17 protein-coding genes and 3 tRNA genes are annotated in these 20387 nt (G+C 59.8%); 1 reads left to right on the plus strand and 19 read right to left on the minus strand.

Features of this window, described 5'->3' with window-relative positions:
- Nucleotides 1-4: 4 nt before the first annotated feature.
- Nucleotides 5-676, minus strand: a complete 672-nt coding sequence (gene rpiA / locus ALO80_RS25785; RefSeq protein WP_055011025.1) for a ribose-5-phosphate isomerase RpiA — start codon at nt 674-676, stop codon at nt 5-7.
- Nucleotides 677-835: 159 nt separating this feature from the next.
- Here rpiA and ilvA point away from each other — a divergent pair, with 159 nt between their 5' ends.
- Complete coding sequence (gene ilvA, locus ALO80_RS25790) at nt 836-2350, plus strand: threonine ammonia-lyase, biosynthetic (RefSeq protein WP_055011026.1); 1515 nt, start codon at nt 836-838, stop codon at nt 2348-2350.
- A 1280-nt stretch (nt 2351-3630) separates the two neighbouring features.
- Here the strand turns inward: ilvA and ALO80_RS25795 are convergent.
- The 18 genes from ALO80_RS25795 to ALO80_RS25880 all read right to left on the minus strand — a co-directional run bounded on the left by ALO80_RS25795 (nt 3631) and on the right by ALO80_RS25880 (nt 20352).
- A complete protein-coding gene (locus tag ALO80_RS25795) occupies nt 3631-4452 on the minus strand; it encodes a DUF2242 domain-containing protein (RefSeq protein WP_055011027.1) in 822 nt (273 codons plus the stop codon).
- A 234-nt stretch (nt 4453-4686) separates the two neighbouring features.
- Nucleotides 4687-4763 (minus strand) — tRNA-Asp (locus tag ALO80_RS25800).
- 113 nt (nt 4764-4876) lie between these two features.
- Nucleotides 4877-4953 (minus strand) — tRNA-Asp (locus ALO80_RS25805).
- A gap of 79 nt (nt 4954-5032) precedes the next feature.
- Nucleotides 5033-5108 (minus strand) — tRNA-Val (locus ALO80_RS25810).
- A 149-nt stretch (nt 5109-5257) separates the two neighbouring features.
- Nucleotides 5258-6022 (minus strand): SDR family oxidoreductase, encoded by a 765-nt coding sequence (locus ALO80_RS25815; RefSeq protein WP_162491701.1) that lies wholly within the window; start codon nt 6020-6022, stop codon nt 5258-5260.
- Nucleotides 6023-6072: 50 nt separating this feature from the next.
- A complete protein-coding gene (locus tag ALO80_RS25820) occupies nt 6073-7284 on the minus strand; it encodes an O-succinylhomoserine sulfhydrylase (RefSeq protein WP_055011029.1) in 1212 nt (403 codons plus the stop codon).
- A 20-nt stretch (nt 7285-7304) separates the two neighbouring features.
- Nucleotides 7305-8813 (minus strand): amidophosphoribosyltransferase, encoded by a 1509-nt coding sequence (gene purF, locus ALO80_RS25825; RefSeq protein ID WP_055007244.1) that lies wholly within the window; start codon nt 8811-8813, stop codon nt 7305-7307.
- Nucleotides 8814-8825: 12 nt separating this feature from the next.
- Entirely contained in the window at nt 8826-9413 is a 588-nt protein-coding gene (locus ALO80_RS25830) for a CvpA family protein (protein WP_003318487.1), read from the minus strand.
- A 118-nt stretch (nt 9414-9531) separates the two neighbouring features.
- A complete protein-coding gene (locus ALO80_RS25835; protein ID WP_055011030.1) occupies nt 9532-10215 on the minus strand; it encodes an SPOR domain-containing protein in 684 nt (227 codons plus the stop codon).
- Nucleotides 10199-11503 (minus strand): bifunctional tetrahydrofolate synthase/dihydrofolate synthase, encoded by a 1305-nt coding sequence (folC, locus tag ALO80_RS25840; RefSeq protein ID WP_055011031.1) that lies wholly within the window; start codon nt 11501-11503, stop codon nt 10199-10201. The genes ALO80_RS25835 and folC overlap by 17 nt, the downstream gene beginning before the upstream one ends.
- Nucleotides 11500-12420: an acetyl-CoA carboxylase, carboxyltransferase subunit beta gene (gene accD, locus ALO80_RS25845; RefSeq protein ID WP_054984658.1), complete on the minus strand. Its 921-nt coding sequence runs from the start codon at nt 12418-12420 to the stop codon at nt 11500-11502. The genes folC and accD overlap by 4 nt, the downstream gene beginning before the upstream one ends.
- A 249-nt stretch (nt 12421-12669) precedes the next feature.
- Nucleotides 12670-13290, minus strand: a complete 621-nt coding sequence (locus ALO80_RS25850) for a phosphoribosylanthranilate isomerase (RefSeq protein ID WP_055011032.1) — start codon at nt 13288-13290, stop codon at nt 12670-12672.
- Nucleotides 13291-13351: 61 nt separating this feature from the next.
- Nucleotides 13352-14176, minus strand: a complete 825-nt coding sequence (gene truA / locus ALO80_RS25855) for a tRNA pseudouridine(38-40) synthase TruA (RefSeq protein WP_054984666.1) — start codon at nt 14174-14176, stop codon at nt 13352-13354.
- Nucleotides 14177-14335: 159 nt separating this feature from the next.
- Nucleotides 14336-17167: a FimV/HubP family polar landmark protein gene (locus ALO80_RS25860; RefSeq protein WP_055011033.1), complete on the minus strand. Its 2832-nt coding sequence runs from the start codon at nt 17165-17167 to the stop codon at nt 14336-14338.
- A 109-nt stretch (nt 17168-17276) separates the two neighbouring features.
- The gene (locus ALO80_RS25865; protein ID WP_055011034.1) at nt 17277-18290 is read right to left on the minus strand and encodes an aspartate-semialdehyde dehydrogenase; all 1014 of its coding nucleotides are present in this window, start codon (nt 18288-18290) and stop codon (nt 17277-17279) included.
- 85 nt (nt 18291-18375) lie between these two features.
- On the minus strand, nt 18376-18936 hold the full coding sequence (locus ALO80_RS25870) for a DUF1285 domain-containing protein (protein ID WP_055011035.1): 561 nt from the start codon (nt 18934-18936) through the stop codon (nt 18376-18378).
- A gap of 21 nt (nt 18937-18957) precedes the next feature.
- The gene (locus ALO80_RS25875) at nt 18958-19560 is read right to left on the minus strand and encodes a DUF4823 domain-containing protein (RefSeq protein WP_054984653.1); all 603 of its coding nucleotides are present in this window, start codon (nt 19558-19560) and stop codon (nt 18958-18960) included.
- Nucleotides 19561-19683: 123 nt separating this feature from the next.
- A complete protein-coding gene (locus ALO80_RS25880; protein WP_054984652.1) occupies nt 19684-20352 on the minus strand; it encodes a TetR/AcrR family transcriptional regulator in 669 nt (222 codons plus the stop codon).
- Nucleotides 20353-20387 lie beyond the last annotated feature (35 nt).

Below are 20387 nucleotides of genomic sequence, written 5' to 3' on the forward strand. Positions count from 1 at the left end.
TTTATCAGCGTGTCAGGGTCTTCACGCCTTCAGCGGTGCCCAGCAGCAGCAGGTCGGCCGGGCGGGCGGCGAACAGGCCGTTGGTGACTACGCCGACAATGGCGTTGATCTGTGCTTCCAGTTCCACCGGGTTGGTGATGCTCATGTTGTGCACGTCGATGATGATATTGCCGTTGTCGGTCAGGACGCCTTCACGATAGACCGGGTCGCCGCCCAGCTTCACCAATTGCCGGGCAACGTGACTGCGGGCCATCGGGATAACCTCGACCGGCAGCGGAAAGGCGCCCAGCACCGGCACCAGCTTGCTGCCGTCGGCGATGCAGATAAAGGTTTTGGCCACGGCCGCAACGATTTTTTCGCGAGTCAGCGCTGCGCCGCCGCCCTTGATCAGGTTCAGGTGCTCGTCGCTTTCATCAGCGCCGTCGACATAAAACTCCAGATCGCTGACCGTGTTCAGCTCATAGACCGGAATGCCATGACCCTTGAGACGCGCTGCCGTGGCTTCTGAGCTGGCAACCGCGCCATCGAATGCTGCCTTGTGCCTGGCCAGTGCATCGATGAAGCAGTTGGCCGTGGAGCCGGTGCCGACGCCCACAATGCTTTTGTCATCGAGCTTGGGGAGGATAAAGTCGACAGCTGCCTGGGCGACTGCCTGTTTGAGTTGATCCTGGGTCATGCGGACTCCACGGTGCCTGGTGTAGATAGAAGAGGGGATGCAAAAAGGCCCGCATTATAGCGGCGACTGCGTTGCAAAGCCCTGTCATTCGTATGGTCGTCTTTCGGCACGCAGGGTAGACTTCCCGGCCTTGCCCGCTTCGTCAGTGATGCCACCCCGATGCTTGAACAGTACGTCAAGAAAATCCTCACCTCCCGCGTGTATGACGTGGCCATCGAAACCCCATTGCAGGGTGCTCGCCAACTGTCCGGGCGACTGGGCAATCAGGTGTTGCTCAAGCGCGAAGACCTGCAGCCGGTGTTCTCGTTCAAGATTCGCGGGGCGTACAACAAGCTGGCGCAACTGACCCCACAAGAGGCCGCATGCGGCGTAGTCACCGCTTCGGCGGGCAATCACGCGCAGGGCCTGGCGCTGGCGGCGCGTGAACTGGGCATTCTGGCCACCATCGTCATGCCACGCACCACCCCGGAAATCAAGGTCGAGGGCGTGCGCTCACGAGGTGCCACAGTGGTGCTGCACGGCGATTCATTCCCCGAAGCGCTGGCTTACTCGCTGAAACTGGTCGATGAGCAGGGCTTCGTTTACATCCATCCCTATGACGATCCCGACACGATTGCCGGGCAAGGCACCGTGGCGATGGAAATCCTCCGTCAGCAGCCGGGCCGGCTGGACGCCATTTTCGTGCCGGTCGGTGGCGGCGGTCTGATTGCAGGTATCGCGGCTTACGTCAAATACCTGCGCCCGGAAATCAAGGTGATTGGTGTCGAACCGGACGATTCCAATTGCCTGCAGGCCGCAATGGCCGCAGGTGAGCGCGTGGTGTTGAGCCAGGTCGGTCTGTTTGCCGATGGCGTGGCGGTGGCGCAGATCGGCCATCACACCTTTGAGGTGTGCCGTCATTATGTCGATGAAGTGATCACCGTCAGCACCGACGAGATTTGCGCTGCGATCAAGGACATCTACGACGACACCCGCTCGATCACCGAGCCTGCGGGCGCGCTGGGTGTGGCCGGGATCAAGAAATACGTCGAACAGCGCGGCATCAGCGGCCAGACGCTGGTGGCGATCGACTCTGGGGCCAACGTCAACTTTGACCGCCTGCGTCACGTTGCCGAGCGCGCCGAGTTGGGCGAAGGCCGCGAAGCGATCATTGCCGTGACCATCCCCGAGCAACCGGGCAGCTTCAAGGCGTTCTGCGAAGCCATCGGCAAGCGCCAGATCACCGAATTCAACTACCGCTACCACACCGACCGTGAAGCCCACATTTTCGTCGGCGTGCAGACCCATCCGGAGAACGACCCGCGCAGCGCGCTGATCACCAGCCTGACCGGCCAGGGTTTTCCGGTGCTGGACCTGACCGACAATGAACTGGCCAAACTGCACATCCGCCACATGGTCGGCGGGCATGCCGAGCGCGTCGACGATGAGGTGGTGCTGCGTTTCGAGTTCCCGGAGCGGCCGGGCGCGTTGTTCAACTTTCTCAACCGCCTGGGCGGGCGCTGGACCATCTCGATGTTCCATTACCGCAACCACGGCGCAGCCGATGGCCGCGTGGTTGCCGGGCTGGTCGTGCCCGAAGAGGAACGGCATCTGGTGGGGGCGGCGCTGGACGAGATCGGTTACCCGTACTGGGACGAGAGCGAGAACCCGGCGTACCGGTTGTTTCTGGGCTGAGGCCGTGGATACTTCTCGTCCTTACGCTCCGCGTCACACGAGGACGCAGAGCGTCCAGACCGGCATGCCCTGCGGAGCATGGGCACGATAGTGTTATCCCTGACGACTATCGTTCCTCACGCTCCAGGGAATGCAGTTCACGACGCTCTGCGTCGCGAGGGGACGCGGAGCGTCCAGATCGGCATGCCCACGCGGAGCATGGGCACGATAGTGTTATCCCTGACGACTATCGTTCCTCACGCTCCAGCGTGGGAATGCAGTTCACGACGCTCTGCGTCGCAAGAGGACGCAGAGCGTCCAGACCGGCGTACCCAGCGAATCATGAGCACGATAGTGTTATCACTGACGACTATCGTTCCTCACGCTCCAGCGTGGGAATGCAGTTCACGACGCTCTGCGTCGCAAGAGGACGCTGGGCGTCCAGATCGGCGTACCCTGCGAAGCATGGGCACGATAGTGTTATCCCTTACGACTATCGTTCCTCACGCTCCAGCGTGGGAATGCAGTTCACGACGCTCTGCGTCGCAAGAGAACGCGGGGCGTCCAGATCGGCATGCCCACGCGGAGCATGGGCACGATAGTGTTATCCCTGACGACTATCGTTCCTCACGCTCCAGCGTAGGAATGCAGTTCACGACGCTCTGCGTCGCAAGAGGACGCGGAGCGTCCAGATCGGCGTACCCACGCGGATCATGGGCACGATAGTGTTATCCCTGACGACTATCGTTCCTCACGCTCCAGCGTGGGAATGCAGGTCACGACGCTCTGCGTCGCAAGGGGACGCGGAGCGTCCAGATCGGCTTACCCACGCGGAGCCTAGGCACGATAGTGTTATCCCTGACGACTATCGTTCCTCACGCTCCAGCGCGGGAATGCAGTTCACGACGCTCTGCGTCGCAAGAGGACGCGGAGCGTCCAGATCGGCGTACCCACGCGGATCATGAGCACGATAGTGTTATCCCTGACGACTATCGTTCCTCACGCTCCAGCGTGGGAATGCAGTTCACGACGCTCTGCGTCGCAAGAGGACGCAGAGCGTCCAGACCGGCGTACCCAGCGAATCATGAGCACGATAGTGTTATCCCTGACGACTATCGTTCCTCACGCTCCAGCGTGGGAATGCAGTTCACGACGCTCTGCGTCGCAAGAGGACGCTGGGCGTCCAGACCGGCGTGCCCACGCGGAGCAAGGGCACGATAGATATTCTCCGGACACCCGTGCCTATCGTACACAAGCTCTGCGTACGCTGTTGAGCCTGCCGTGCATGATCATGACAGCCATTATTGAGCGGGCGCAGCCTCGGTTGGCGTGACGCCTTCTGCTGGCTCGGCTGCCGGTGTTTCGAGTGTTTCCGCCTTGAACGATGCAGGCTCGGCAGGTGCTGGCATGGGCTCGCTCGCGGCGGGCGGCGCGGCCGGCTCTGCAGCGGGTTCAGCCTTGGCGGGCGACTCCTTTTCTGCTGGAGCCGGTTTGGCGGGCTCTTCGGCCGCCTTGCCTGGTTCGGCTGCGGGAGGGGCTACATCAGGAACACCGAGGTCGGCTTTTGGCTTCTCGACAATATGTGCAGCCTTTTTCACTTCCGGCGGGAGGAAATTCTCTACCAGGCCAAAAAAGCGCTCATAGAACTTCGCCGAGGAAACGGTTTCGCTGGCGACCTTGACCATCGAATCGTCCGTAGAGCCTATCGGCATCGAAACAGAGCCCAGCACACCGACCCCGAGACTGGCCGAGTTATTGGTTTTCTTCAACGCATAGCGGTCCTGCAGGGCGTTGGCGAACATGGTTGAGCTGCCATCCTTCGCATCGGCGGCGCACACAAGATTGAAGCTGATCTCGATATGCGTGTCGCCGGTCTGTTGAAAGCTCTTGCGACCGGCAATCATCTTCGGGTCGCTGCTGGTGATGATATAACCCTGACTCAACAAGGCGCGCCGCCCCGCCTCACAATAAGCCAGGTCGGTCGCAGGATAGCTTCGGGAAAACGTCCCGGCATCATCGAAGTGTTCATGGTCGTAGACCGCCTGCTTCGGCGAGGAACAGCCAGCTGCCATCAACACGGCAGATATCCAGAATGCGGTACGAACGTTCAGTAGCTTAAACATCGAAAATCCTGAGGAAGGAAAAGACTGCCAGCAAGACTGCGAACTGGGAAATGGCGGTAAGTCTGCAACAAGGCCGACGCTGGATCAACGCACAGTTCAAAAGGATTTGAATACAACACGTGTTCAAGCGAACTAGGCCTGCTCGCAAGCAGACAAAACACAGGCAACAAAAAAGCGACCCTCAGGTCGCTTTTTTGTTTGCTTCAAGGAGTTCAAGGGCCTTGAAGCGATGTATGGCGCAGCGGACGGGACTCGAACCCGCGACCCCCGGCGTGACAGGCCGGTATTCTAACCGACTGAACTACCGCTGCGTATCGCTGTAAACCTGTTTGAAACAAACTTTCGGTAGTCTGTTTCCTGTACACCTGACTGAAACCCTTAGGCTTTTCAATCGCAAACCGGGAAAACCCGATCCGTACAAATATGGCGCAGCGGACGGGACTCGAACCCGCGACCCCCGGCGTGACAGGCCGGTATTCTAACCGACTGAACTACCGCTGCGCATTGTGGACTTGCGTCCGTATAACCTTTTTAGAGTCACATTTGAAAGCCCTCGTACTTCAGCCTTCAAACTCAACGATGGTGGGTGATGACGGGATCGAACCGCCGACCCGCTGCTTGTAAGGCAGCTGCTCTCCCAGCTGAGCTAATCACCCTTTGCTTCGTTGAGGCCGCGAAATTTACGCACCTAACGAACCTAAGTCAATAGCCTGATTGAAGTTTTTTAAAAAACAGGCTCAATCGCAAAACCGCTACCACACATCAAAAGCACAACAAAGAGTCAATGTCGGCAGACTGCACAAAACTATTCGGCGTAGACCATCTTGCGTGTCATGCCACCATCGACCACAAACTCCTGCCCGGTAACGAAACCGGCGTTCCTGGACAGCAGCCACGCCACCATCGCAGCAACGTCTTCCACTGTCCCTACCCTGCCGGCCGGATGCTGGGCATGATCGGTCTCGGACAACGGCTCGGCCTTGCGCAACGAAGGGTCACGCGCGTCGATCCAGCCCGGGCTGACGGCGTTGACACGGATCTCCGGCCCCAGACTGATCGCCAGCGCGTGCGTCAGCGCCATCAGGCCGCCCTTGCTGGCCGCATAAGCTTCGGTATCGGCTTCGGACTGGCGGGCGCGAGTGGACGTCAGGTTGACGATACTGCCGCAGTGCGCACGCAGGTACGGCGCGCAATGCTTGGCCAGCAGCATCGGGCCACCGAGGTTGACGGCCAGCACACGGTTCCAGTGCGACAGCTCGAGGCTTTCCAGCGTGGTGTTGTGCGGATCGGCGATCGCGGCATTGCACACCAGGGCGTCCAGACGCCCAAATTGCCGGAGCACTTCGGCCACGCCCGCTGAAACCTGCTCTTCACTGGCCACATCCATGGCGATGAACAAGGCGTTTTCACCCAGCGCACCCGCCACTTTAGAACCTCTTGCACGGTCCAGGTCAGTCAGCACCACTTGCCAGCCCTCGGCAATCAGCCACGCTGCGATGCCGAGACCAATGCCGCGAGCGGCACCGGTCACCAGAGCGACACGACCGTTGTGAGTGCTGGCAAACTTCAACGCCCACTCACCGCCCGCCTCGCCACCGGCCCCGTCACGCGTCTTGTCGTTCACAACGCCGCCAGGCCGCGAGCCAGGTCGGCCTGCAGGTCAGCCACGTCTTCCAGCCCCACTGCAACCCGAATCAGGCTGTCACGAATACCCGCCGCTTCGCGCTCCTGCGGCGCCAGACGGCCATGAGAAGTGGTGCTCGGGTGAGTGATCGTGGTTTTACTGTCGCCCAGATTGGCTGTAATCGAAATCAGTCGCGTGGCATCGATGAAGCGCCATGCGCCATCCTTGCCACCCTTGACCTCGAAACTCACCACTGCGCCAAAACCCTTTTGCTGACGTAGAGCCAGCTCATGCTGCGGATGGCTCTTCAGCCCTGCGTAATGAACCTTTTCGACACCGTCCTGCTGCTCAAGCCACTCGGCCAGCGCCTGGGCATTGGCGCAGTGAGCGCGCATCCGCAAATTAAGGGTTTCGAGCCCCTTGAGGAAGATCCACGCATTGAACGGGCTGAGCGTCGGTCCGGCCGTACGCAGGAAACCGACCACTTCCTTCATCTGCTCGCTGCGTCCGGCAACCACGCCGCCCATGCAACGACCCTGGCCGTCGATGAACTTGGTGGCCGAGTGCACGACAATGTCGGCACCCAGCAACAGCGGCTGCTGCAAGGCGGGTGTACAGAAACAGTTATCGACGATCAGCATCGCGCCTTTGGCATGCGCAATTTCAGCCAGTGCAGCGATGTCGACCAGCTCGGCCAATGGATTGGACGGGGATTCGACAAACAGCATTTTGGTGTTGGACTTGATCGCCGTGTCCCAGCCAGCAAGATCTGCAAGCGGAACGTAGTCCACCTCGATGCCAAAGCGCTTGAAGTACTTGTCGAACAGGCTGATGGTCGAACCAAAGACACTGCGTGACACCAGAACATGGTCCCCGGCACTGCACAGGCTCATCACCACCGCCAGGGTCGCCGCCATGCCGGTGGCCGTGGCGACGGCCTGCTCGGCACCTTCCAGCGCAGCGATACGCTCTTCGAAAGAACGCACAGTCGGGTTGGTGTAGCGCGAGTAGACATTGCCCGGCACCTCGCCTGCAAAACGCGCGGCCGCATCGGCGGCCGTGCGAAATACGTAGCTGGAAGTAAAGAACATGGGATCGCCATGCTCACCTTCCGGGGTGCGGTGTTGCCCGGCACGTACGGCAAGGGTATCGAAACCCACGCCCTCAAGGTCGCTGTCCAGCCGACCTGCATCCCATTCCTGAGTCATGCCGCCCACTCCTTGTCCAATTAGTTGTTGTACAGATCGATGATCGCGCTCACGGCCTGAGTCTTGATCTTGGAGGCGTCGTTACGCGCGCTCTCGATCCTGTTCAGATAATGCTCGTCGATGTCGCCGGTCACGTACTTGCCGTCGAAAACCGAACAATCGAAGTTGTCGATCTTGATTTTCTTGCTGCCACTGACCGCCTCGATCAGGTCATTCAGATCCTGATAGACCAGCCAGTCGGCACCGATGAGGTCGGCAACGTCCTGAGTGGTACGGTTGTGAGCGATCAGCTCGTGAGCGCTCGGCATGTCGATGCCGTAGACGTTGGGGTAGCGCACGGCCGGGGCCGCTGAACAGAAATAGACATTCTTGGCACCGGCTTCGCGGGCCATCTGGATAATCTGCTTGCAGGTCGTACCACGCACGATGGAGTCATCCACCAGCATCACGTTCTTGCCGCGGAATTCCAGTTCGATCGCGTTCAGCTTCTGGCGCACGGACTTCTTGCGCGCTGCCTGACCCGGCATGATGAAGGTCCGGCCGATGTAACGGTTCTTGACGAAACCTTCGCGGAACTTGACGCCCAGATGATTGGCCAGTTCAAGCGCAGCGGTACGACTGGTATCCGGAATCGGGATGACCACGTCGATGTCGTGATCAGGACGTTCGCGCAGGATCTTGTCGGCCAGCTTCTCGCCCATGCGCAAACGCGCCTTGTAGACCGAGATACCGTCGATGATGGAGTCCGGACGTGCCAGGTAGACGTGTTCGAAAATGCACGGCGCATACCTGGGGTTGGCCGCACACTGACGGGTGTGCAGCTTGCCGTCTTCGGTGATGTAGACCGCTTCGCCCGGTGCCAGGTCGCGAATCAGGGTAAACCCCAGCACGTCCAGCGACACGCTTTCCGATGCGATCATGTACTCGACACCTTCGTCGGTATGACGCTGGCCGAACACGATGGGACGAATGGCGTCCGGGTCGCGGAAACCGACGATGCCATAACCGGTGATCATGGCCACGACCGCGTAACCACCACGGCAGCGATTGTGCACGTCGGTTACTGCCGCGAAGATGTCCTCTTCGGTCGGCTGCAACTTGCCACGCACCGCGAGCTCATGGGCGAACACGTTGAGCAGCACTTCCGAATCGGAATTGGTGTTCACATGGCGCAGGTCGGATTCGTAGATCTCCTTGGCCAGTTGCTCTACGTTGGTCAGGTTGCCGTTGTGCGCCAACGTGATGCCGTAAGGCGAGTTGACGTAGAACGGCTGAGCTTCGGCCGAAGTCGAGCTGCCCGCAGTGGGATAGCGCACGTGACCGATGCCCATGTGCCCGACCAGCCGCTGCATATGGCGTTGATGGAACACATCGCGCACCAATCCATTGTCCTTGCGCAGGAATAACCGGCCATCATGGCTGGTCACGATACCGGCAGCGTCCTGGCCGCGGTGCTGGAGGACGGTAAGCGCGTCATACAGCGCCTGATTGACGTTCGACTTGCCGACGATACCGACGATGCCACACATGCGACACAACCCCTACTTAGTGGAACTGGATTTACCGAGCACATCCTGCGGCATTGTAGACGGCAGGATCTGTTCCTTGAACGGCATATCAGCGGGTACGCTGATGCCGCTGGCGAGCCACTTGCTGGACATCCCGAGAATCAGGTTTTTCGACCAGTCAGCGACCATGAGAAATTGCGGCACCAGCCTGGACTGCTGCCACCATTGATCCTGTTGCACCGGACCCAGGCTCAACAGCCCTACCGCCACAACGACAAGCAGGCCTCCGCGCGCTGCGCCGAAGACCATGCCGAGAAAACGATCGGTCCCGGAAAGCCCGGTGACGCGAATCAGCTCGCCTATCAGAAAATTGACCATGGCGCCTACCAGCAAGGTGGCGACAAAAAGAATGGTGCAGCTCGCAATCACGCGGGCCGAGGGTGTTTCTATGTAATTGACCAGATACTGCGACAGCCCTGCGCCAAACATCCAGGCCACAACACCTGCAATGATCCACGTCGTCAACGACAATGCTTCTTTTACGAAGCCGCGTTTCAGACTGATCAGGGCGGAGATGGCGACAATTCCCAGAATTGCCCAGTCAACCGGAGTAAATGGCACGTTGCAGCCTGCAGACGGATAAGGCGGCGCATTTTAGCAGAGCGCCCGCCTGCCGGTAAGCAGGGATTACCGGCGCGAGGCATTTTCCTTTGACGCAAAGGCACAAGGTGCCGAACGGTCAGCCCCGTTCAGGCTGAAAGCGCACCACAATGCCCTTGAGCTTTTGCTGCTTGTCGAGCTGATCGCGCAGCCGGTCAGCCTCGGCGCGCTCGATGAGCGGGCCGACAAATACCCGATTAACGCCATCGGCAGTGCGAATGTAGGCGTTGTAGCCCTGCGTTCGCAGGGTCTTTTGCAGATTGTCGGCATTGGCACGGTTGGACATGCTTGCCAACTGCACCGACCAACTGATCGACAGACCATTGGCGTCGACGCCAGCAGGAGCCGCAGGTTTCGCAGGGGCCGCAGCTGTCGCTGGTGTAGGTGCAGGTGCAGGTGCAGGTGCAGGTGCAGGTGCAGGTGCAGGTTTGGCAGCAGGCTTCGAGGCCGGGGCGCTAGCAGCCGGAGGCGCAGCGGGTACGCTCGGGGCGGACGCGATCGGCGTGGATGGCGGCTGGCTGCTGCTCATGTCATCGTCGTTCGGCACCGGCTCCTGGGGCAGGGCCTGAGGCTCCGGAACAGGCACTGGATCGACCCGGACCTGGGAGGCAGAGGGTGCCTGGGGTGCGGACGGTGCCTCGACCTGCACCTGGCGCGTTTCATCTTCACGCGTGAAGAGCATGGGAAGAAAGATCACCGCCACGGCGATCAGCACAAGCGCTCCAACCATCCGCTGCTTGAATACGTTATCCAGCAAAGCCATTTGCAGCGTCCTCATCGGTGTACCGGGCCAACCACTCCAAGGCCTCGGCAACACAGTAAAATGATCCGAACAGCAGTATCTCGTCATCGGGCGTGGCATGCGCGCACTGAGCCTCCAGCGCCAACGCAACACTCTGATAGGACGTCACGCGAGCGCCAAGGTTCTGCAAGGCCGAATGCAACTCTTCTGCCGGACGACTGCGCGAGGTAGGCAGCGGTGCTACAGCCCACTCATCGATAAACGGCACCAGATGTGCGACAACACCTTCAAGGTCCTTGTCACTCAGCAGACCAAACACCGCGCGACGTTTGCCGACAACCGGCTGACGCGCCAGACACTGCCCCAGAAATTGAGCAGCATGGGGGTTGTGCCCGACGTCCAGAAGCACCCCGAGCTGCTTGCCATGCCAGCTGACGGTTCTGCGATCGAGTCGACCGGCAAGCCGGGTCCGGACCAGAACCTGCGCTATGGCATCCAGTTGCAGTGGATACCCCAGCAAGGCAAACGCCTGAAGCGCCAACGCTGCATTCTGCATGGGCAGGTCCAGCAGCGGCAGACCGCGCAGTTCGACTTGCTCGCCATGAGCAACACCACGCCAGTCCCAGCTGTCATTGCCTATGGCAAGGTCGAAATCCTGACCACGTATGAGTAACGGGGAGCCCAACTCGCGAGCCTTGGCCAGCAGCGGCTCCGGCGGTGCCGGATCGCCGCACAGCGCAGGACAGCCCGGGCGGAAGATCCCTGCCTTCTCGAAGGCCACCGACTCACGGGTATCACCCAGATACTCGGCATGATCGACACCGATACTGGTTACCAGCGCGACATCTGCATCGACAATATTTACCGCATCCAGACGCCCGCCCAGACCGACCTCCAGGACGACTGCATCCAGCCCGGCCTGCTCGAACAGCCAGAATGCCGCCAGCGTGCCCATTTCGAAGTAAGTCAGGGTGACATCGCCACGTGCCGCTTCGACCGCAGCGAACGCATCGCATAATTCGAGATCGGTTGCTTCGACGCCCTGCACTTTCACTCGCTCGTTATAGCGAATCAAATGCGGTGAGCTGTAGACACCGACCTTCAGGCCCTGAGCCTGCAACAAGGCTGCGACAAAGGCACAGGTCGATCCTTTGCCGTTGGTGCCTGTCACGGTGATCACCCGGCGTGCCGGGCGTGTCAGCCCCAGTTGCAGCGCCACCTGCCGGGAACGATCCAGCCCCATGTCGATGGCTGACGGATGCAATTGTTCCAGGTAAGAGAGCCAGTCGCCCAGGGATGTAAAGGTCATAGGCTGGTCGGTGCCGGTGGGACGACGATAGGCTCGATGACGGGTGCTACAAAGCGAGGCGTAGGCAGGTTCATCATTTGAGCCAGCAGGTTGCCCAGACGCGGACGAAGCTCGCTACGCGAGACGATCATGTCGATAGCGCCGTGATCCAGCAGGAACTCGCTGCGCTGGAAGCCCTCAGGCAGTTTCTCGCGAACGGTTTGCTCGATGACGCGAGGGCCGGCGAAACCGATCAGCGCCTTGGGCTCGGCAACGATAACGTCACCCAGCATGGCCAGACTGGCGGAAACGCCGCCATAGACGGGGTCGGTCAACACCGAGATAAAGGGCAGCCCTTCTTCGCGAAGACGCGCCAGAACCGCCGAGGTCTTGGCCATCTGCATCAGCGAGATCAGCGCTTCCTGCATGCGCGCACCGCCCGAAGCAGCGAAGCAGATGAACGGGCAACGGTTTTCCAGGGCGTAATCGGCTGCACGCACGAAGCGCTCGCCGACAATGGCGCCCATCGAACCGCCCATGAACGAGAACTCGAACGCCGAGGCGACCACCGGCATGCCCAGCAACGTGCCGCTCATGGAAATCAGCGCGTCCTTTTCGCCCGTCTGCTTCTGCGCAGCGGTGAGACGGTCCTTGTATTTCTTGCCGTCGCGGAATTTCAGACGGTCGACCGGCTCAAGATCGGCACCCAGCTCTTCACGCCCTTCGACGTCCAGAAAAATGTTCAGGCGCGCGCGTGCGCCGATGCGCATGTGGTGATTGCACTTGGGGCAGACGTCCAGGGTCTTCTCCAGCTCCGGCCGATACAGCACCGCCTCACAGGACGGGCATTTGTGCCAGAGGCCTTCGGGAACCGAGCTCTTCTTGACCTCGGAACGCATGATCGATGGGATCAGTTTGTCTACCAACCAGTTGCTCATGCTTTATATCTCCAGTACCGGTGTGGCTCGAACGACTGGCAGTCAACACGCCAATCGCATGCCCTCAGATAAATTCGTGTATGGACGATGATGAAGGATAGCGATCGACCACGGCCGGACCTGCACATCCTCATCCCGATTTTTCACAACGACGGCGTTGCGCATCGGCACCACCGCTTACTTGATTCGACCCGCATGCCTCATGGCAGGGACAGGCTTATGGACGGCGGCCGACAGGCAACCGTCACATCAGGTGCCGTGCACCGAACTCATGAACGCAAGGATCTTTTCCCGATCCTTGATACCCTTGCTCTTTTCGACACCACCGCTGACATCTACAGCGTAGGGCCGTACTTGAGCAATGGCCTGTGCCACGTTGGCCGACGTCAGACCGCCTGCCAGAATCACCGGTTTGTCCAGATCGCCAGGAATCAGCGCCCAATCGAAGGTTTCGCCGGTACCACCGGGGACCCCCTCTACATAGGTGTCGAGCAGCACGCCTCGCGCATTGCGATAGCTGCGACAAGCCTGGGCGATATCATCACCCGCCTTGACCCGCAGGGCCTTGATATAAGGGCGATGGTAGCCATCGCATTCATCCGGCGTTTCATCGCCATGAAACTGCAGCATGTCCAGTGCAACCGCATCCAGCGTCTCGTTGAGCTCGCAGCGACTGGCGTTGACGAACAGTCCGACAGTGGTGATGAAAGGCGGCAGCGCGGCAATAATGGCACGAGCCTGCAACACCGTCACCGCACGCGGACTTTTGGGATAAAACACCAGGCCAATTGCATCGGCTCCTGCCTCGGCAGCAGCCAGAGCATCTTCTATGCGGGTAATCCCGCAGATCTTGCTGCGAACGGCTGACATGTCGTGAGTAACCTCAGACCTTTCGGAAAGTCCCGGATGTTAGCAAATGCTGCTCGGGACGTCAGCCGTCCAGTTCCGCAAAGCCAGTAAGAAAGTGCGGACCGATGAAGCGCTCGGGCAGCGGAAACTCATCACGGTATTCGACCTGCACAAGATACAGCCCGTAAGGATGAGCCGTCACACCGCCGGTGCGTCGAACCCGGCTTTCCAGCACATCACGGGCCCACTCGACCGGGCGCTCTCCGGTACCGATGGTCATCAAGACGCCAGCGATGTTGCGCACCATATGGTGAAGGAAGGCATTGGCGCGCACATCGATTACGATCATCTTGCCATGACGGGTCACGCGCAGATGGTGGAGCTGCTTGACGGGCGACTTGGCCTGGCACTGGCCAGCGCGAAAAGCACTGAAATCGTGGGTACCGACCAGGTACTCGGCTGCCTGTGCCATGCGCTCGACATCCAGCGGGCGGTGGTTCCAGGTAATCTCCTGATTCAGGTGCGCCGGGCGAATCTGGTCGTTGTAGATCACGTAGCGATAACGACGAGCGATGGCCTTGAAACGCGCATGAAACGTGGCAGGCATGACCCGGGCCCAAGTTACACTGACGTCATGGGGCAGATTGATATTTGCGCCCATGACCCACGCCTTCATGGAGCGCTCGGCCTGGGTATCGAAATGCACCACTTGCCCGCAGGCATGCACGCCAGCGTCCGTACGCCCAGCGCACATCAATGAAACCGGTGACGCAGCTACCTTCGACAGAGCGTCTTCCAAGGTTTCCTGCACGGTCAGCACACCGGACGCCTGGCGTTGCCAGCCGCAATAGCGCGAGCCCTTGTATTCAACGCCCAGCGCGATTCGGGAAAAGCCCTCGGCCGCCATCTCGGCGGCCGGGTTATCTATGTTCGCCAAAGTGGTACAGCCTGTCGGTTCGCGAAAAGTCGGTCATTATACGGTCGCAAAAAAAACACGCTACTCAAGCCGGGCAACTGAAACGCAAACGGCCGCGTATGCGGCCGTTTGCAGGTTGCCCATGTGGAGTCAGGCCAGCCGCGAAAGCATCTCCCGCGCTTCGCTTTTCTGCCCGTCATCGCCCTCGGTGACCACCTCGTCCAGAATATCCCGGGCGCCGTCTGCATCACCCATGTCGATGTAGGCACGCGCCAGGTCGAGCTTGGTCGCCGCTTCGTCAGTACCGGCCATGAAGTCGAAGTCAGGCTCATCGTCCAGTGCCGCTGCATCTTCGGCTGTGAACCTTGGCTCATCGAGCGGCGGGTGCTCGAGATTCTGCGACAACCGGTCAAGCTCGGCATTGACGTCATCGATTTCGGTGGCGAATGCCTGACTTGCCTGATCGGTTTCAATCTCGTCAGCCAGCGAAAGATCAAAATCTTCCGGCAACTCCAGGTCGTCACTGATTGGCGGCGCAGGCGGGGTTTCGCCCAGATCAAGCGGATCACTGCCAAGCCCCAGCAGGAAGTCATCTTCATTCTTGAGCGCCGGATCTTCCTCGGACAGGTCCAGATCGAAATCGGCAAGGTCCTCCGGCGTTGCAGCTGCGCGGGCCTCTTCCTGCTGCTGCATGATCGACTCAAAGCTCAGCGGCTCATCATCCGCTGCTGAGACCTTCGGCTCGTCCAGCATCAAGTCATCGAGATTATTCACCGTGGCGACGTCAGGCGCGGACGTTTCTTCGAACTCGTCCAGGCTCAAGTCAAAATCGTGATCGAACGGATCTTCCTCTGCGGGCTGAGCGGCCAATGGAGTGACCGTCTCAGGTTCAGGCTCGGGATCCGGCGTAGCCGCAATTTCAGGTTCAGGCTCAGCCTTTTGCTCTGCCGAGTCGTCGGCCAGCAGTTCTTCGACATATTTGGCATCAAGCTCTGCTGCCAGAGCTGCGGCACTGGCCGCTGCAGCCCCTGCGACCACCGCAGGGGCAACCGACGCGGTTGCAGATTCAGAAGCCAGCGGTGCGGCAACAGGTGCCACCGGCTTCAGGGTCGAGTTGAATTCTTCCTGCTGCTCGACCTCAGCTTCACGCTTTCCCGCTGCCACCAGTTTACGCTCGTGCGCGGCATAGGCTTTGTTGTTGCCCTGCTCGGCGTAGATTTCCATCAGTTTCAGGCGAATATCATCGCGCTTCGGATCTTCCTTGACGGCTTCCTCAAGCAGCTCGACAGCCTGGTTCATGCGCCCGTAAGCAATATGAATCTCGGCCTGAAGCAGCGGATCGGCAGGACGTTCGCGAGCAGCAGTTGCGGCGGCTGCGGCAGCCCCCATGCGCACGCTGGGTGGTGGCACATCAAGACCATCGAAGCTGGCTGGAGGCGCGTTCATGTCCATGTCTGAAACAAAATCTGACTCTTCAGCCAGCGCACGCGCCATGCGCTTGTGCTTCTCGGCTTCAGCCTTCGCAGCGCGACGACGCGCCAGGAACAACAGCAGCAAGGCCAGAATCAACAATACAGCGCCGCCGATCAAGCCAAGCAGTACCGGGTTGTCGAGGATTTTCTGCAGCGCATCCTGATCTTCTGCAGGGGCAACCGGCTCCACGGCCAACGGCTGATCGGCCGCTGGGGTCGCAACCTCAGCGGCACCTGCCGGCAATGCATCTTCCGGAGCGATCTCGCCAGCCGGTTTGACCGGAGTACCGTTGGCATCCACAAGCGATGCAGGCACTGCCGCATTGGCAGGCGTCGCAGCTTCCGGGGTGGCAGCAGCCGAAGCAGGAGGCACGGCTGCACCGGCTGCCTGCATTTTGGCCAACTGACCGTTTTTCAGTTCGATAATACGCTGCAGCTTGTCAAGCTGGCTTTGCAGGTCGTTCATGCGGCTTTTCAGCTCGGCATTGTCACGACGCGTGGTGTCCAGTGCCTCCTGAGCCACCGCCAGCTTGTTGCCAAGATCACTGTCGCCCGCTGCGCCTTTTGCCGCAGGCTTGCCGCTGGCCGAAACCAGACTCAGGTTGTCGGAAGTTTCGACACTGGAAGGCGCCGCGCCAGCACGGTCACGACGAGTGGCGTCGACTTGACGTGTGCCGGCAGGCAGACGACGACCTTCACGCCAGGCGCTGTACTGCCGGGAAACTTCCGCAACTGCCTGCGGTTGTGGCAGTGCGGCGGTTTGCTGAGGCGTCGGAAGACGCAGCACCTGCCCCTTCTTCAAGCGGTTGATATTGCCGCCGATGAAGGCCTCCGGATTGAGTGCCTGTATCGCCAGCATGGTTTGCTGAACGGTTCCGCCATTACGCACTTTGGCGGCAATTTCCCACAAGGTGTCGTTATTGGCGGTGACGTATTGCGCCGGCTTGTCTGCGGCTGGCGGCGGCAATGCAGTTGCATTGGTCGCAGGCGCTGGGGCTTCAGGCGTGGGAGCCTCTGCCGAAGGCGCTACCGTTGCCAGTTGTGCGGGTGCTGCGGGTGCTGCAGCTGGGGCCGGAGCGGCTGCTGCTGCTGCGGCGGCCTCGGGAGAAAATTTTGGCGGGTCGAGCAAAAGACTGTATTCACGCAGCAGCCGACCGTTTGGCCAGAGCACCTGAACCAGGAACTTTACGTAGGGTTCACGCACCGGTTTGCTGGAGGTAATGCGCAGAACGCTCTTGCCGCTGGCGTTGATAACCGGGGTAAACGTGAGGTCGTTGAGAAACGCCTGACGGGTAACGCCCGCCTGAGCGAAATCCGCGGTGGTTGCCAGACTGGGCACAACTTGCGTTGCATTGAGCCCCTGTGCTTCGGTCAACTCGATTTCCGCTACCAAAGGCTGATTCAGGGTCGACTTGACCGACAATTCCCCGAGCCCCAGCGCCTGCGCCATACCCGATGACAGCGCTGAAGCCGCAGCGATTGCTAATACCAGTTTACGAACCTGAACCATAGCCCATCCCTTGTTTAAAGATTCCCCGATATCCGGAGAGGTAGTCCTGCAGTTGGGTGTAAGGCGTATCGCCGCTAAAACAATTATTCAAATAGTTGCCAAGTATCTTTTACACATAGTCTTTTATCAACAATTCGCCAACCTGCACAGCATTCAGCGCAGCACCTTTTCGCACATTATCCGATGTCAGCCACAGATTGAGCTGCTCCGAATCGTCAGTTCCCAATCGAACCCGCCCCACATAAACCACGTCCTGACCCACGGCATCACCCACCGCTGTAGGGTAATCGCCGGCATCCACCAGCTCGATCCCGGCTGCCGACTCGAGCGCTGCATTGATCGCTGCCACGTCGACCGGGCCGGCGGTGCGCAACGCTACGCTGAAGCTGTCACCAAAGAACACCGGCACCTGAATGCAGGTAGCCGACACTTTGAGCGACGGCAGCGCCAGCAGTTCGCGTATTTCTTCGACCAGACGCTTTTCAAGCGCCAAGTGCCCCGACTCGTCAGGCGTGCCCACCTGGGCCAGTACATTGAATGCCATCTGACGATCGAAAAAGCGTGTTTCCAGCGGACGGACGTTCAGCAGCTCGGTAGTCTGGCGCGCCAGCTCGCTGACGCCTTCGCGGCCCAGTGCAGATACAGCCAGACACGCTGTTACCGTCACGGACTGGATATCGATCAGCGTGCGCAGTGGCGCAAGGGCCAATGCAACCGCAGTGGCAGAAGCGCTCGGGCTGGCCACCAGACAAGGCGCGACGCCGTAGTTGTGCAAAAGCGTAGCATTTATTTCAGGCACGACATTCGGGGCCTGCGCAAACGGAAAGGCGCCCGACAAATCCACGACCGAGCAGCCCGCCGCTACGGCCTTGTCGGCGTAACTGCGACTGACGGCCGGGCCGGCAGCAAAAAACGCCATGCGCACCTTGCCGAAGTCGAAACTGTCGACTTCGCGTACGCGCACATTCTTGCCCCGAAACGGCACCGAGTGGCCAGCAGACTCTATACTTGCCAGCAGGTGCAGATTGCCCACCGGGAAATTGCGCTCCTCGAGCACCTGGACAATGGTTTCGCCGACAGTACCGGTTGCGCCGACGACGGCGATATCAAAGGACTGGCTCATGCAAAAACCTCAGGAAAATCAGGGAGCGGCACTTTAACTGCCGCACTGCCGACAGGCAATTCAAGCCGGAAAATAGCCGTGTCGTTCAAGGCTCGAGCCCCACCGGGAAAAATACGCCGTGGCTCCAGACCCCCAGCCAGCGCTCTCCATCGATCTCGCGGGAAACCGCCAGCTCGACCAACTGATAGAAAACATTGCGATGAATCAGCGCCTCAAGATTGCTCCGTATATGGATATACGGCGCTGGCTCCTGAGTATCGGGGTTTGTGACAACACGCAGAGGGTGCTCCGGCCCTGCTTCAGCCTGATCTTCGACGTTGGTCAGGAAACGCAGCACCTGACCTTCGCCCTCGCCCAGCACCTCAAGGCTAACGGCGACAAAAGGCGCGTCATCAACCCTGATGCCGACCTTCTCGACGGGGGTAATGAGAAAATAGTCATCGCCGTCACGGCGCATGATGGTCGAAAAAAGCCTGACCATTGGTTTACGGCCGATCGGCGTACCCTGGTAGTACCAGATGCCATCGCGGGCGATGCGCATGTCGATATCGCCACAGAAATCCGGATTCCACAGATGAACAGGCGGCAACCCCTTGGTTTTGGGGATCTGTGCAAACAGATCACCCGCCTTGTTTGAATCGGTCACTCCACTCTCCTGACGCGGGCTTTAACGTTCGACGCCCAATAAGGTACGAGCGTAGTCCTCAAGAGGCGGACCCAGCAAATCCTCGGGACTTTTGTCGTAAAGCGTCAGCAATCCGCCACGGCTGCGAATGCGCGCGCTGTCGATGAGATAGCGGGTGCTGGTTTCGATCAACATTAGTTGAATGACGCCGCTGTCGACGCCCAGGCGGTCCACCGCTTCCTGATCGGACCACTGATCGCCATTGCCAATACGGTCATCGGCCTTGGCAAAACGGGTATAGAGCAAATAATGTGCGCCTGCGCTGCGCGCCTCGATCATGGCTTCATCCAGGCCCATGGGCCCTCTGGCACGGCGGACCATCGGGAAGTATTCGACAAAGCCCTTGAAAGCCTCCTCGGCCACCACATTGGGTCGCGGGTAAGCATTACCCGGCGGAACGAAGGCACCCTGCGCGATATAAATGAACGAGTCGGGCTGCACGCGCCAGTTGGCAGTACGGCGGGTGTCGCTGTGATCGAGCAGCCCTGCATCGCTGAATTGCTCGCGAACACCTTCACCCATGTCACTGACTTTCATGCAGCCGCTCAGCGCCAACAGCGCGAGCAGCAGAACCAGGCTACGCATTATCCCCTCCCAAAGACCGGTGACGGAAAACCGGCGAATGGTCGTCGGATGCAGCTTCCGCGCCATCTCTGACGCAGCCGGCACCAAATCCTTGAAGCGAGCGCTCAAGACCCTAACGGGGTCTTATTCGGCGGAGGGCTCGGGCTTGAGCCTGGGCTCGGCAGTGACATCGACGTCACGCTTGCGCTTGTTGCCCATGCGTACGCCAATGTCCATCAGGAAGTGGAAAAAGCCTTCCTGATCTTCCAGCACATTGCTCCAGAACGGCGAGTGGTACAACGCAACGGCGCCGTGCACCAGCGCCCACGCAGCACAGTAGTGGTAATAAGGCGGAACATCTTCAAGCTTGCCTTCGGTAATGCGCCCCTTGATCAGCAGTGTCAGGTGTTCGAAGTTGGAGGCGCGGATCTTGTGCAGTTCTTCGACCAGTTCGGGCACCTGATTGCCCTTGACCACTTTTTCTTCCAGTCGGTCAAACAGACGATAGCGCTGCGGATCACGCATGCGGAACTCAAAATAGGCACGCGAGAGCGCTTCCTTGTCCTTGTCGACATCGGCGGAATGCAGCAGCGCGTTCAGGTCCCGCTCGTAATCGAGCATCAGGCGCAGATAGATCTCTGCCTTGGACTTGAAGTGCTTGTAGATGGTGCCTTTGCCAATGCCGACAGCGTCCGCGATCATCTCGACAGTGACGCTGTCTTCGCCCTGCTCCAGGAACAGCTTTAGCGCGGTGTCGAGAATTTCCTGCTCGCGGCGGCGAAATTCACGGACCTTACGAGGTTCTTTCTGCATAGAGAGGTCTGTCAGGATCGAAATCGAAGCCGGGT

Origin of the sequence: Pseudomonas caricapapayae, from assembly GCF_001400735.1 — a bacterium.
Lineage (GTDB): Bacteria > Pseudomonadota > Gammaproteobacteria > Pseudomonadales > Pseudomonadaceae > Aquipseudomonas > Aquipseudomonas caricapapayae.